Origin of the sequence: Shimia sp. MIT1388 (assembly GCF_047124445.1) — a bacterium.
GTDB lineage: Bacteria > Pseudomonadota > Alphaproteobacteria > Rhodobacterales > Rhodobacteraceae > Shimia.
Genome location: NZ_CP138921.1, coordinates 1411809 through 1426421, shown reverse-complemented (window position 1 = coordinate 1426421; position 14613 = coordinate 1411809). Strand labels below are relative to the sequence as shown.

Here is a 14613-nt window from a genome sequence, read left to right as displayed (position 1 = left end):
CCTTGAATTGTTGGCTGTGAGGTAGTGGGATTTGTGTGGGAAACGGCGCGCTTAGGGGGAATCGGGGTAGAATGTTCACGGCGTTGCGTGAGTTTGAACGGCCATTGGGCGGAGAGATGGCGCTGCCTGAGGAAGTCCCGGCGTTTTGCCGCGGGGTGTTGGCGCAGTTGGACTATGTATTTGTCGGTTGCCCCAAGGCGGTGCCTAAGATGGTGGTCGCGGGCGGTGTGTTGCCGGATGGCACGCCGGTGTCTGGTGCTGGGGCTAGCAGCGAAGATGCGCTGGTGCGGTTGGCCGGGGAGGCGGCGGAGCAGTTGGGACTGCGGCAGGCCGTACTGAGGTTGCCATGCGACAGAGATATTCCAGCGTTGGACTTGGGTGGATCCGAAGTTGTGCAAGTGGCGCGGGAGGTCTTGCCGCTGTCTTCCTCGGAGACCGCGGGCTTTTCGGAAGGGCTGGCGGCGCATACGGATTGGGAGACTGCGGTTTTACACGGGGCGCTGGAGTTGTTTGAGCGCGATGCGGCAGCGCATTGGTGGGGCGGGGCAACACAGGCAACGTTGTTGACGGAGGCTGATGCGCAGGTTTTGGAGGCGCTTGGAGCGCGGCCGGAGCGGCAAACGCGGGTTTTGGATGTGACCTGTGATACCGGCGTGCCGGTGGTTGTGGCTGTCTCCTTTGACCTGAGTGGAGGCGAGTTTTGCTTTGGGGCGGCGGCGGGCGCCTCGCTGGAAGGTGCGCTGGGATCAGCGTTGCGTGAGCTGGGCGCGGCTGAGTTTGGCCGCGTGTTGGAGCGTTCCCGTGGTGGTGAAAGCGATGATGCGGGTTCAAGGCGGTCAGTGGACACGCTGACTTTGCAGCTTCTGGAAACGCAGATGGTTGGTCAAAGCACCCCACTCAGAACGCAAGTGCTGGCACGCAACGCTATCGCAAGAGGCGAGTGGCCCAGCCTTATCCAAGAGAATGGGATTGGTATTGTTGATCTGGGTTGTGTTGGCGGGCAATTTCGGGTCATCAAAGCAGTGAGTGCGGCGTTGCAGCCAGGGCGGGAAACTCATGTTTGCCCCAGGTTTCAGGCGGCGCTGTTGGGGACAGAACGACGGACGCAGGGATCTCTGTATTAATGGAGCGGGACCAGACCAATTCTGCGACGCCGGACAGGGCGTTGCAGCGGCTTCGGATTGATGTGATTGGCGGGTTTCAGGCCCGCTGTGGTGACGTGCGCGTTGACATCAAGAAGAAGAAAGCAGCGGCGATTTTGGTGTTGTTGTCCCTGTCACCAGACTTGCGGATGACTCGGGAGAAATTGCGCGGAGTGCTGTGGCCGGACAGTTCGGAAACAGCGGCGCAAACCAGTCTGCGCAACGCGGTCTGGGCGTTAAAAGCAGCGCTCACTGATGCTGGTTTTGACGGCGTGTTCACCGATCGCAGTGACATCTGGCTGGCGCCGGAGCGGGTGTCAGTGGACCTAGATGAGCTTCTGGATGCAGCGGAGCAGGGGAACATGGCTGCTGTGATGCAGATCGATCCGCAGAAGTTGGCGCAGTTTGACCGCGATCAGGTGGAAATCAATGACGTATTTGCCTCCCGTGTGAGTGAGGCCGTGCAGCATGTTTGCGGCTTGATGCGCCATCGTCTGAACGCAGCTGCGGATCGGGCGGGCACGCAAGAGGCGCGGTTGGAGGTCTTGCAGTTTGTTGCAGGCATGGATCCGGCGGATGAGGGCGCGGCGCGGCGGTTGATCAAGGCCTATTGGAAAAGCGGGCAGCTGGCGAATGCGCTGACCGTGTATCAGTCGCTGTGGAGCCTGCTGGATCAGGAGTATGGCGAGGAGCCATCTGAAGAAACGCAGCAGCTGGTGATTGACATCAAGTCACCGGAGAAATCACAGGCGCCCAAGACCTTGCGGCCAGTGATTGTAGTGGCGCAGCCCAACTATGCGCATCTCTCCGCAGAGCGCGCGGGGGAAGCGGAGGCATTGCGTCAGGCGCTCTGTGCAAATCTTTCGCGCTTTCGGGAATGGCAGATTTTTGATGCGGCGCTGATGGCAGAGCAGGCCCAGGTGGGGGAGCCGGGCGCCGCGAGTTATGCGTTGGTGTTGCAGCCACAGGATCGGGGCGGCGCATTGGCCTGCCGCGCGGTGCTGTCCGATCGTGGCACTGGTGAGCTGCTGTGGTCAGAGGCGCTGACCGATGCGGGGCAGATCACCTTAGTGGAAGGCCCGGGGGCGGCGGAGCGCCTTGCGGTCGCGTTGAACCTGCATCTGTCCGCCTTCAAAGGCCCGTTGATTGCCACCAATACGACTGCGCCAAGCGCCTATGAACGTTGGGTCGAGGCGCAGGGATATATTTTGCAGTTCACCTTGGAGGGCTGGAATACGGCGGAAGGGTTGCTGGATGACTTGATCCGGGACTATCCGGAGTTCAGTCGGGCCTATTCCAGCCGCGCGTCTATTGAGAACATGCGGCAGATTTCCTTTCCGGGGCTGTACAGTTCACCGGACATGCATGTCGAAGGGCTGCGCTTGGCACGGCGCGCGATTGAGTTGGACCCGATGGACAGTCGGGGGCAGTTGGCCATGGGGTGGTCCGCAGCCATGTCGCGGCAGTTTGAACAGGCGGAATTGGCCTTTGATCTGGCGTTTCAATACAACGAAAACGATCCCTGGACGATGACCTCTTCGGCGGTAGGACTGGCGTTTTGCGATCAGATGGAGGCCTCAAGCCGCTTGCTGGATTTGCTGTTCAAGCTGAAGTTCCGGTTGCAACCCTCGCATTGGAGCTACGTTGCGGCGACGCGGTTTATGGCCGGGGATTACGAAGGCTGTATTGCGGCGTCCGAGAAGTCTGAGGAGATTTCCCACGACGTGCCGGCTTGGCATGCGTCCGCGTTGGGGCTGGTGGGGCGGTTGCCTGAGGCCGCTTCGGTGGCGCGACGGTTTGAGAGCATTGCGCGGGCCAATTGGGTGGCGGAAGGGCCGCCGGAGCGGGCGGAGATCACGCGCTGGCTGGTGTCGGGCTTCCCAATCCGCAATCGCAAGGTCTGGCTTGCGCTGCGGGACGGGTTGCGCTTGGCGGATATGCCGGTGCCTGATTTGATTCAGGGCGATGAAATTGTCCTTGGATATCAAGTGGATCCCGGCACATCCTGATGCATTAATACGGTGTTACACGCATTTGCGCAGCGCATAGTCGGCGATGCGCTTGGAGCGGAAGTTGTGCTCTTCCTCCGGCGGGGTGACCAGCGTTGCGTCATAGGCTTCGTCGTAGAAATCCGGCAAGGTGTAGGGGCTCGGCGGTGGCAGATCGAGGTCGTCCGGGTGCGGCAGCATGATACTCACCACCTTCTGATCCGGCGCGTTGAAGATTTGCAGCGGATCTGCGTCTTTGAACTCTTCGGCCAGTTCGGCCACGTTGCTGGGCACCTGCGCCCGGAAGTCGCCCACGGTGGCAGGGACCGTGTCCGCATTGCGCGCCCAGCCTTGCAGGATTTCTCCCATCTTCAGGTAATTTTTGATTTTGATCTCATAGGGATCCATTGGTTGTCCTCCTTGTTTAGACAGTGGTGTTCAGGTGATGTTGGTGGTTGCTACCAACGTGGGCATGTCACGGATGGGCGTGGTGCCATAGGCGGCTTGTTCAAGCGCCAAGGCGATGTGGGCGTCCGTGCTTGTTGGTGTGTCGTCGGTAAAGACTGGCCGGAATGCCGCGCCGAGGATCAACCCGCCGAGCGGGCCGTAGGTCGCGCCGTTTGAGCCGTCGATCTGCGCCTCAAGGGCGAGGAAGGTCACAAGCGGCAGGTTGGCGGTGATGGTGGCTTTGTCCGCATCGGACATGGGCGGTTTGTGGCCTGGACGCACGGCGGCTTCGAGCGCGGCCATGCCGGTGGTGGCGATGCGGTCATAGTGGGTGGCGGCATCAAAGGGCACTGCGAGGCCCTGGGCGGTGAGCGCGGCAGCGGCGGATTGGATCAGGTCCTGCACGCGGCCCAGGCCAATCCATTTTTCGCGCACTAGATCACGCATGGCGGTGCCTGCGGGGTAGGTGGCTTTGGTGGGTTTACCAGCGGTGGGCAGTGTCATGCCGTCCGCTGTGTGCGGGCCAAAGCGGATCGCCCAGTTGAAGTTGTCTGCCAAAGGCGCGCCGGTTGCGGTGAAGAATAGGTTCCAGTCAATTTTCCAGTCAATTGGCGTGGGCACCATGCCGGGTTCATGCAGGGAGGAGTGGTTGATGATCTTGCGCAGATCAACCTCGCCAAGGTCATGATCGCCAACGCCGTTGTTCAGCATGTATTCCGGGCGCACCATGCTGTGAGCCATGCGGGCGATGCCGTAGGCAAAGAGGTCGTTTGTCTCTGAAGCATCGCGGCCGAGCGGTTCCAGCGTTGGATCGCTGTCAAACAGAGCCAGCACATTGGCGGGCATGATGCGAGGCAGCAGGTCGTGGCGCAGGATACGGCGGTAGATGCGTGCGGTCGCGAGGCGCGCCACGCGGGAGCGGTGGTGCGGCGGGATTGGGTCTTGCGTGCCCGGCATTGGCACGGTTGCCGTTTGCGCCACAAGCGTGTTGTAGACCGCGTGAAAGAAGGCGGTGAGCTGCGCCAGGATGTTGTTGTCGTCATTGCGGGAGTCCGGAATCAACACATCGGTAAAGGGGCCATCTGCGTCCGGGGTGTCCGAATTGTAACGATTGCGGGGCAGGTCGGCGGCCGGTGCCAGGCGGTCATCGGACATGCGGCCTGCGGGGCGGAACTTGCCAAGACGAAGCCGATGGGTGCCGTCGCTTTGGTTCATGTCAAAAGCGTGCGGGCAGACAATGGGACCGCCGCCAAACAAGGTTTCCAATGCGAGCTTTTCCTGACGTAGGTTTTGGGAGCTGCCGCCGAAGTCATCAAAGCTGCGCGGGACCAACGAACTGAACACCAGGTCATGACCGGCGAGTTGGAACAGATAGGAATAGCCAGCCGGGACACCGAGGTGGCTACCGTTTGGGGTGTTGAGGAAGCCCTTGGACGCATTGGTCGAGCTGTTGTTGTTGTTGAGCAGGGTCGCGAGGTAGATCGTCATCTCTTCGGTAAGGGGGGAGGCTTGGGGGGCTTCGCCTGAGGCGGCGAAGACGTCGTCAACTTCGAGATCACGGTGCGACATTGGCTCAGTCCTTTTGATTGCTGAGACCACTCTAACGAGAAATTCGAATTTGAGATAAATTGTATCTGGCGCGCGCAGTTTCGCACTGTAGCGAGGAAAATAAGGGGGAAGTGCGGTGTGGTGTGTCACATGTGACAAGGTCACGTTAGCGGAATCACGATTTGTTAACGCCTGAATGCTGCGGCTTTCACCAAGTCAGGCTGCTGCTATTGATAGGTTAGGACCCGGTTTTCTGAGCCAAACCCCATTGGAGAATTGGAGCAAAGCGCGTAGTCTGTTTCCGAATTGAGGGGAATGCCCCAGAATTTGGCGTCTTTGTTTCCTTTAAGGCGCCAATGGATGTTCCACACGGTAAAATTCTTGCGCGGCGTTCCAAGCTGTAGAACGATTAAACGACCTATTAACCATAATTTCTTTTCACGGCCCTTTTTGGGAGTGCAGGCATGTGTGTTCCTGCGGACGACCAAAACCCTTGGAAGACAATTGTGCGTTGGTTTGGCCTGCTGGCCGCCTGCGTGGTGGGAACTCTCGCGCCGGTGGTATCGGCAGACGTGGACCCGTTGGAGGTGCCCTACACCGAAGTGGCCTATGACGGCGATGAGACCCTACGCGATTTTGTGGCGCGGCATCTCAACGATCCTGACCTTTGGCCGACGGTTTTGCAGATCAACAAATTGGCCTCACCTGCGGACCTTGTGCCGGGTGCGGTGTTGCAGATACCGGTGGCGCAAGTGGCGGCAGCGGATGCGGCGCTGGCCGAGGCTTTGGTGGCGATCCAGAAGGCCACCTCAGAAGGCGCTCGGCTGTTTGCGCCAGAGGAGATTGGTGCGGCCATTGCGGATCGAGAGTCCGCGATCGGCGCGCGTGGGGACGGGGCCTGGCGCAAAGTGGTGCGCTTTGCGGCCTCAGCCACGGGCCACGCCACCGAGGCGTTTGAAATTGCGCTTGCGCAACGGGACCGCGCGGCGGAGGCGCTGATCACCGACATTCATGGGCGTGTGGAAGGGCGGGAGCCTGCGGAGGCGGCTTGGTCGGATCGGGACTTGAATGATGTGCTGATTGAATTTGAGAAGCTGCGCACGCTGACCAATTCTACCACACAGGTGACTTTCCGGGATCTGAGCCGGCTGCGCCTGAACCCCAACTCCAACGCCACCATTCAACGGATGCGCTCTGACCCTCTCACGGGCAAAGAGGTCACCAAAGTGTCGCTGGCGAATGGGGATTTCTATGCGCTGCTCAATCAGTTGTCGGATCGCGACAGTTTTGAGATTGATGTGCCGGGCATTCAGACCACCACCGACAGTGATGATTTCTGGATCAAGAAAGAGGCCGATAAGGCGCTGTTTGTGAACTACGACACAGCGTCGCTCGACATTGAAGCCGACGCCACCAAAGTGTCGCTGGGCCAAGACGAGGGGGTGGTGATCACCGAGGACGGCGTGGCCACGCGGGCGCAGGTGCTGGAGTGGCCACTGTTAAGCGCGCCGATGGATCGCGCGGATGTCTATGGCGCAGGTGTGCAACTGGCGTGGCAGGAATACCCGGAGGCCAGTGGTTATTGGTTTGAGGTGGCGGGGGATCCGGCGTTCAACCAGATGATTGCCACCGAGTGGGGCGTGAAAGACCTGAGTTTTGACGTGGCAGGGCTGGCGCCCGGTGCGCACTATTGGCGGGTCGCGGCTCTGGATGGCCTTGGGTTGCCCGGCAAGTGGAGCGAAGTGCGCCGGTTTGAATTGCGCCAGGACAGCACGCCGCCGTTTCTGACCCTGTTGGCACCGTCGGACGGCGTGTTGGTCGAGGTGCCAGAAGTTGCGGTGCTGGGCGCGTCTGAGGCGGGCGTGGCGCTCACGGTGAATGGCGTTGCGGTGGATGTGGCTGCGGATGGGGGATTTGAAACCACATTGGCGCTCATGCCTGGGGCCAATCAGATTTTGCTGGTGGCGACAGATCCCGCGGGTAATGTCTCGGAGAAGCGCGGACAGTTGCGCTATGTGCCTCGGGTGGCGACGACGATGACGCTCAACCCGGATTTGGCGCGGGATGGCGACGGCCATTTGGTGAGCCGCAATGCCGAGATGACGGTTGTGGCCGCCACTTCGGCCAAGCCGGGGCAAGAGGTGATCCTGCGCGATGCGGCGGGGAGCGAGGCCGGGCGCACACGCATTTCGGCGGGTGGGGTTTTGGCAATCACGGTGCCGGTGGAGGAAGACCCGCGCGGGTTCAGCGTGGAGGTGTTGTCCGAAGGCGGGGTGTCTACGGGGATGTTGGCGTTTGATGTGGTGCGGGACAGCGCCGCGCCGGAACTGGTGCTGGATGTGCCGCCGCCACGCGCCACCACGGACAAAGCCATCGACCTGACCGGCACTCTTGGGGATGCTGTCACGTTGGAACTCAATGGCGCAAAGCAGGACATCTTTGATGGCAGCTTTGCAATGCAGGCGGCGCTTACGGAGGGGCAAAACCTGCTGGAACTGCGGGCGGTGGATGCGGCGGGCAACGTTGGGGTGCTTGTGATTGAGACGCTTCTGGATCTCACACCACCAAAGATTTTGGACGCAGGGTTGTCCCGGCCACAGGGCGAGGGCGGGCCGGTTGAGATTGTTGTCACCGCACAGGATGTGAGCGGGTTGCGTCAGGCGGCGCCGTATCTGGTTGAGGTCGGGGACGAAGAGTTTGAGGGCTACCTGCGCTGTGACAGCGCCCGCGGCATATGCCGGGCAAGCCTGCCACCGACACCGGGAGAGATGCGTCTGATCGAGGTGGTGGTGCAAGACTACGCTGGCAATGAGGTGATCCGATGAAGAGGAGCGCGCGCATGACTTGGCTGAAACTGATGGTGGCAGTTTTGTCGGCTTGGGGGCTTTGGCAGGCACAGGCCAAAGCGCAGGACATGGCGCCGCCTGCAGATCATGGTCAATTGGTTGTGTATGGCTCCGCTGCACCGACGCGGGAAGGCGACATTGATCACCGAGAGGTGATACTTTTCAGCGTTCCGAGTGAGTTGCGCGATAGAGTTTATGTGCGCGTGTTTGACCCTGAAATGCGTGGGGAGCATGATTTTCGCTACGGCGGCGGGGGCAATTCCCGCACGTTCTATCGGGTCTATGGCGGTGACGGCGCGCGCAGCGGGGTGCCCATGCCCGTGCCGGTTGCGGATGGCGAGACGCCCACCAAGATGACGCGCGACGCGGTTTTGGCTGCGCGTGCTGGGGAGGTCTTGCGGGAAGCCGAGTTTGGGGCCGAGGAAGAAACCGATCAGCAGTGGGTGTCGCTGGGAAGTGTGCGGGCGCGGCAAGGTGAGGTGATTGGCGACCGTGCGTGGTTTCGGCTGGAAGTGCTTGGGGCGGACGGGGATGATGGCAATGGGTTCAACGTGGATGTGAGCCTTCTGAGAGATGCGCATCGGCGGCCTGAGGGGCTGGAGATGATCGCCTATCAACCCACCATCCGCTGGCCCGGCTCTGGGCCGGGCACACGCGTGGAGTTTCTGGCCACCACAGGGGATCTGACGGTGCAGAACTTTGACGGGGCGCGGGGCGATCTACGGCTCAACCGGATGTATTCGGACTATGCGCTGCGCGCCTCGGGTCAGAATGTCTGGGCCAGTGAGGTTGTTCGTGCCGAAGAGCTGGCGGGCGAGGACATTCTGTCTCTGACGCTTCAGGGAGGGTTTGAGACACCCAATGATGTGACGCTGAGCCTGTTTGACGCGGACGGCCAGGCGGTGCCGATGCTGATGCCGCCACGTTTGGCACCGGAGCCTGCGCGGCCCGAGGCGCTGCCACGGGCGCGGGAGCTGGCGGATTGTTCCAGCGTGGCGTTTGACGGCAGCTTGACGGAGGGCGATCCGTTGTTGGCTTACCGTTGGGACTATGGTGACGGGGCCAGTTCGGAAGAGCCGGTGATTGTCTACAGCTACGGCGCGCCGGGGCGGTATGATGCACGGCTGCGGGTGCGCTTGCCGGGCACGCGGGCGGCGCGCGGGGCTGAGGCAGAGGTGCCGGTGCATGTGCGTGTGGCGCCACGGGCCGTGGCGGGCAGTGCGATCACGGTGGCGCCGGGCGATGTGGTGCCGTTTTCCGGTGCGGGATCGTTGCCTTCAGACAGTCCGATCACCCGCTACCTGTGGAGCTTTGGCGATGGGGCGGCTGCAGACACGGTGGAGGCCAGCCATGTCTACACCGAGCCGGGCGACTATCGCGCGGTTTTGCGGGTGAGCGATGATGCGGTGCATCCCTGTAACTTTGGCGTGGCGACCCGTTTGGTGATGGTGAATTTCCCGCCGGTGGCCGAGGCGGGTACGGATGTGAGCACCATCGTGGGGCGGGCGGTCACGCTCGACGGGGCGGCGAGCTATGACGTGGATGGGGCCATCACCGGCTATGTTTGGGACTTGGGGGATGGCACAGAGCGCGACGGTAGCCGTGTGACGCATGTGTATCAGCAGCCCGGGATCTATCAGGTGGCCTTGGCCGTGCGCGACGACAGTGGCGTGGCCAATGCGACAAGCACCGACCGGTTGATCATTCGTGTGAACGCCCCCCCGGTGCCGGAAATCGAAGGGCCGGAGGCGCCGGTGGCCGTTGGGGAGGCGGTGATTCTGGATGGTAGCCGCTCCAGCGATGCAGATGGGGTGATCCTGTCGCACCTCTGGGACTTCGGCGATGGGGCCATGGGCGAGGGGCCGGTGGCGGAATACGCCTGGGCGACCCCCGGTGTCTATGAGGTAACCCTCACCGTGATTGATGACAGCGGCACGCAATCGGCGACCCAGCGCACCCGGTTTGAGGTGGTCGTGAACACACGCCCGGTAGCGGAGGCCGGGCCGGACCAGTTTGTCACCGCATCAGAGGTTCAGTTTGACGGCAGCGGATCGCGCGACATTGACGGGCAGATTGCAAGGTATGTCTGGGAGTTTGGTGATGGGCGCACGGCAGAAGGTTTGAGACCGCTGCATTTTTACGAAATTCCAGGGGCTTACGAGGTGGCCTTAACAGTCACAGATGACAGCGGTGCGCCGCAAAGCAGCCATCGGGACACGATGCTAGTTGTGGTCAATAGCCGACCCATTGCCGACGCGGGGCCTGCGCTGACCGTCGCGCCGGACGAGGAGTTTGTGCTCGACGGTGGGGCCTCGGTGGATCCGGATGGCGCGGTGGCGCAGTATCTCTGGCTGTTTGAGGATGGCAGCACGCAAGACGGCGTGCGGGTGGCGCAGCGCTTTGAAACGCCGGGGCTGCATCGGGTGCGCTTGCAAGTGACCGATGATTTTGTCGGTGGCGGCGCGGTGGATGAGAGCGAGGTGCTGATCACCGTGAATGCGCCGCCGGTGGCGCAGGCGGGGCCGGATCTGCGGGTGGCACCAGATGACACGGTTCGGTTTGATGCGCGATCGAGTTTTGACAAAGACGGGCTGCTGGCTGGCTACCGCTGGGAGTTTGACGACCTGCAGGCCCCGTTGGAGGCCGCGGTGGTGGAGCGCGCTTGGCCAGCGGCGGGCGTGTACAACGCGCGGCTTGTGGTGCGAGATGGCAGCGGCGTGGCCAACTCCACGGCGCAGGACAGCGTGACCATCCATGTAAACCACCGTCCTGAAGCAGAAGCAGGTCCAGCGATTGATACGGACCGGTTGTTGGTCACGTTGGATGCCGGAGGCAGCAGCGACGCGGATGGAGACGCGTTGATGTACCTCTGGGATTTTGGCGACGGGTCAGCGCCGGTGATTGGTAAGACGGTCAGCCATGTGTTCCCCAAAGCGGGCAGCTATCCGGTCACGTTGCGTGTGGATGATGGCACCGGCCTAAGCAACGCACGCGATGTAGATGCCACCACGGTGATCATCAACGCCGCGCCGGTGGCGGATGCCGGGGGCAACAAAGATGTATGTTCTGGCCAGTCGATTATCTTTGACGCCTCGGCCAGCGCGGATGAGGATGGCGACCTGCTGAAGTACCTCTGGGACTTCGGCGATGGCACGTTGTCTGAGGTGATCAATCCCACCAAAACCTACGAAATGCCAGGCACTTACCCGGTCACTCTTCAAGTGGAAGATGAAAGCGGCAGCACACGTGGGTCTGATCTGGACCGGATCGCGGTGATTGTGCGCGAGGGACCGATTGCCAATGCGGGGCCGGATATGACGGTCTGCGTCAATCAAGAGGTGCGCATGGATGGCGGCGGTTCCACCGATGCGGATGGGTCAGTGAACGGGTTTGAGTGGACCTTTGGCGATGGCAGCCGGGCCAGCGGCGCCACGCCGATCAAGAGCTTTGAGCGGGCGGGCGATTATGCGGTCACACTCACCATCACTGGCGATGCGGTTGGAGAATGCAGCCCGCTGGATACCGACACTGTCAATGTGAAGGTCTTGCCTGCGCGCAGTCAGCGCATTGAAGCGGTGGAGCGTGCGCCGGTGAACAGCGCCGTGTCCTTTGCCGCTGTGTTGGGCGATGAGGCCGGAACAGGCGAGCCGGTGCGGTATGACTGGACCTTCTCGGATGGCGGCACAGCCGAGGGGGCGGAGGTGTCCCATGCGTTTGTCGAGCCGGGGGCTTATTTGGCGACACTGACCACAACACTGGAAGGCGGCACGCAGGACTGCGGGCAATTGGTGACCCGCCACAAGATCCTGATCAACGCCGCGCCAACGCCAGAGGTGGACGCACTTGCACAGGTGGCGGCGGGCGTTTTGACGCGGTTTGACGCCACTGGCGCGGTGGACAGCGACGGGGTGATCACCCGCTACCTCTGGGACTTTGGAGACGGTCAAACGGCGGAGGGCGTGTCGGTGGTGCATCGGTATGAAACGCCGGGCGTCTATGCCTTGTCGTTGGAGGTCACGGATGATGCGGGGGTAGCCAACAGCAGCGCCACTTGGACTCGTGAGATGCAGGTGAACCCGGCGCCGCTGACCGGCGTCGATGTAGCCGGGGCGCTGTGCGCGGGTGACGACAAAGCCTGGGCGCTATCGGTGGGTCCGGGGGTGGCGGTAGCTTGGGACTTTGGCGACGGGGGCACGGGCAAAGGCGCGGCGGTGACCCATCGTTATGCTACGCCGGGGCTGTATCCAGTCACGGTGTCCACAGATGATGGCAAAGGCTTGGAGAACTCCAGCCAGTTGGAGCAGGTCTATGCACGGGTGAACGCGCCGCCGACCGCCGACGCGGGGCCTGACCGTGTGGTTTGTCCGGGCGAAGAGGTCTCGTTTCGGGCTGGGGCTTATGATCGGGATGGCAAAGTCACCGATCTGCTGTGGCGGTTCTCTGACGGTGTGGAACTGTCCGGCGCAGAGATCAGCCGGCGGTTTGATGCTGCAGGGCCTGTGACCGCGACGTTGATTGTGACGGATGACAGCGGTGCCAGCTGTGCCGTGGGGCAGGACACGGCGGAGATTTTGGTGAATGCCGCGCCGGTGATCAGCGCGGGTCAAGACCGCGAAACCCCGGTGGGGGCGGCGCATGATGTGCTGCGCTTTGACGTCAGCGATGTGAGCGATCCAGATGGGCATGGCGTGGAGGTCAGTTGGCAATTTGGCGACGGCGCAGGCGGCTATGGTGCCGTGACCCGCCATGCCTACGGCGCGCCGGGCACGTACACGGCCACGGTAACCGCGCGCGACAGCACCAGCTTGGCCTGTGGCGTGTCCACTGACAGCGTTCAGGTGCTGGCCGTGGCCCGGGGTGAGGGCAATTGATGCGGTTTCCGCTGCCGCTTAAGTTCTTTCTGTTTGCGGCATTGATCGCCGTGGTGCCTTTGGCGCTGGTGGGCAATAACCTAGTGCAGATTGCCCGCGAGGAACTCAAAAGCGCGGTGAATGAGGACCTTACCGGCGTGGCCGGTCAGCTGCGCAGCGAGTTTGACAGCCTGTATCAAGGGCGTTGGCTCGCGCCGTTGATGGTGATCCGCTCTGGCGTGGACAACCCGGAGCTGGACGTGGCCCTAAAGGTGGCGCTGTTGACCGAAGGCATGGCGCAATTGCCGGATGTGGTGTCCTTGCAGCTGAGCGTGGAAGGGTCCGACATTCCGGTGTTGGTGAGCAATGAGGATTTTGCTGCACAGCTGGCTGAGGTTGGCCTTGATCCGGTGCAGACGCTCTCCATCAGTAATGAGTTGCTGGCGAATATCGAAGACACCGGTCAGTTTGGGCGGCCACTGATCAGCCAATTGTCAGAAACCGGAGATTGGTTGGCGACCTTGGCTCTACCGTTGGAGAGCACTATTGCCGGGCGCAAGCTCACGCTTGGTGCGCGGATCAACCTCAGCATGTTGCAACGCAGCGTGTTGCGCCATCCGTTCACCGCACGAGGAGAGATCACCATAGTGGATCACGCTGGCCGGGCCGTGCTGGTAGAGGCCCCGGAGGTTTTGGCCGACCGGGCTATTGTCGCTTCTGCCATGCCGTTGATTGTGGCGGGGGCGCGGGCGGATGCGTTGGAGGCGTATGCGCGGCCGGATGGCACGGCGATGTTGGGGGCCTATGCCTTTCCGGATTGGTTCCCTTTCGCGGTGATTGCCGAGCTGAGCGAAGAGACGGCCTATGCCGTGGTTACACAGATGATGCAGCGTATTTTGATTGTTGGCAGTCTGGGATTCGCTGCGGCCTCCGTCGGGGCGCTGATTTTCTCGCGTCGGCTGACACGCCCGATCTTGAAAATTGGCCGGGTGGCGGATGCTGTGGGTGAGGGAGATTTCTCACAACGGGTGGAGGGCGTGCGCTCTCGCGACGAAATTGGCGATCTGGCCGGGCGGATCAACGTGATGGCCGGGCAATTGGGCGAGCGGCTGGAGCTTATGAAATTCGTCAGCCACGAGACCGTGTCGGCCATTCAGAACCGGGATGGCGACCGGATGCAGCGCGGCGGAGAGCGACGGGAGGTGACCATGCTGTTCTCTGACATTCGCGGCTATACCGCGTTTTCGGAAACCGTGTCGCCCGAAGAGGTGATCGACGTGCTCAACCGCTATTTTGAAATCCAGTCAGAGATTGTCGAGCGCCATGGTGGCGATATCGACAAATTTGTCGGGGATGAGCTGATGGCGATGTTTGTCGGCGAGGACAAAGAGGATCGCGCCGTGCGCTGTGGCGTGGAAATTAAAGAGGCGCTGGCGGCGTCTTTTGGCGCTCAAAGCGCGCGCGAACTGGCGGTGGGCGTGGGCATCGCCTCAGGTGACGTTGTGCTTGGGGCCATGGGGGCACGCGACCGGATGGACTATACGGTCCTGGGCTCTACCGTGAACCTGGCGGCACGGCTCTGCGCTAAGGCGGGCCCGTGGCAGGTGCTGGTGGATCGCGACACAAGCGATCTGGTCGATGAAGGCGTCATCTTGCAAGACCTGCCAGCTGTGCGCCTCAAGGGCTACGCCGCGCCGGTGACCGTATTTGCGGCCCAAAAAGAGGCATCGCCGTCGCCCTCAAACGCGCTTTCTTCTTCCTGAAATACCTTGGGGGAGGCGCAGCCTGCTGC

General features: G+C 61.9%; 7 protein-coding genes. 5 read left to right on the top strand and 2 right to left on the bottom strand.

What is annotated here, in order from left to right; all coding sequences use genetic code 11:
* The first annotated feature begins 71 nt into the window (after positions 1 to 71).
* Entirely contained in the window at positions 72 to 1124 is a 1053-nt protein-coding gene (locus SIB92_RS06950; RefSeq protein WP_412555108.1) for a YcaO-like family protein, read from the top strand.
* On the top strand, positions 1124 to 3151 hold the full coding sequence (locus tag SIB92_RS06945) for a BTAD domain-containing putative transcriptional regulator (RefSeq protein ID WP_412555107.1): 2028 nt from the start codon (positions 1124 to 1126) through the stop codon (positions 3149 to 3151). The genes SIB92_RS06950 and SIB92_RS06945 overlap by 1 nt, the downstream gene beginning before the upstream one ends.
* 15 nt (positions 3152 to 3166) lie before the next feature.
* Here the strand turns inward: SIB92_RS06945 and SIB92_RS06940 are convergent, their stop codons facing one another.
* Positions 3167 to 3538 carry a hypothetical protein gene (locus tag SIB92_RS06940; protein ID WP_412555106.1) on the bottom strand — a complete coding sequence of 124 codons (372 nt, stop codon included), beginning with the start codon at positions 3536 to 3538 and terminating at the stop codon, positions 3167 to 3169.
* Between the two features lie 30 nt (positions 3539 to 3568).
* Complete coding sequence (locus SIB92_RS06935; RefSeq protein ID WP_412555105.1) at positions 3569 to 5146, bottom strand: hypothetical protein; 1578 nt, start codon at positions 5144 to 5146, stop codon at positions 3569 to 3571.
* 443 nt (positions 5147 to 5589) lie between these two features.
* On the opposite strand from SIB92_RS06935, the gene SIB92_RS06930 reads away from it, so the two are divergent.
* From SIB92_RS06930 to SIB92_RS06920, 3 genes are read left to right on the top strand one after another with little or no spacing between them, the layout of a single operon-like run.
* Positions 5590 to 7950 carry a FecR domain-containing protein gene (locus tag SIB92_RS06930; RefSeq protein WP_412555104.1) on the top strand — a complete coding sequence of 787 codons (2361 nt, stop codon included), beginning with the start codon at positions 5590 to 5592 and terminating at the stop codon, positions 7948 to 7950.
* Between the two features lie 14 nt (positions 7951 to 7964).
* Positions 7965 to 12842, top strand: coding sequence for a PKD domain-containing protein (locus SIB92_RS06925; RefSeq protein ID WP_412555103.1), 4878 nt, complete (start codon positions 7965 to 7967; stop codon positions 12840 to 12842).
* Complete coding sequence (locus tag SIB92_RS06920) at positions 12842 to 14584, top strand: adenylate/guanylate cyclase domain-containing protein (RefSeq protein ID WP_412555102.1); 1743 nt, start codon at positions 12842 to 12844, stop codon at positions 14582 to 14584. Before SIB92_RS06925 ends, SIB92_RS06920 begins: the two co-directional genes overlap by 1 nt.
* The last annotated feature ends 29 nt before the right edge of the window (positions 14585 to 14613 follow it).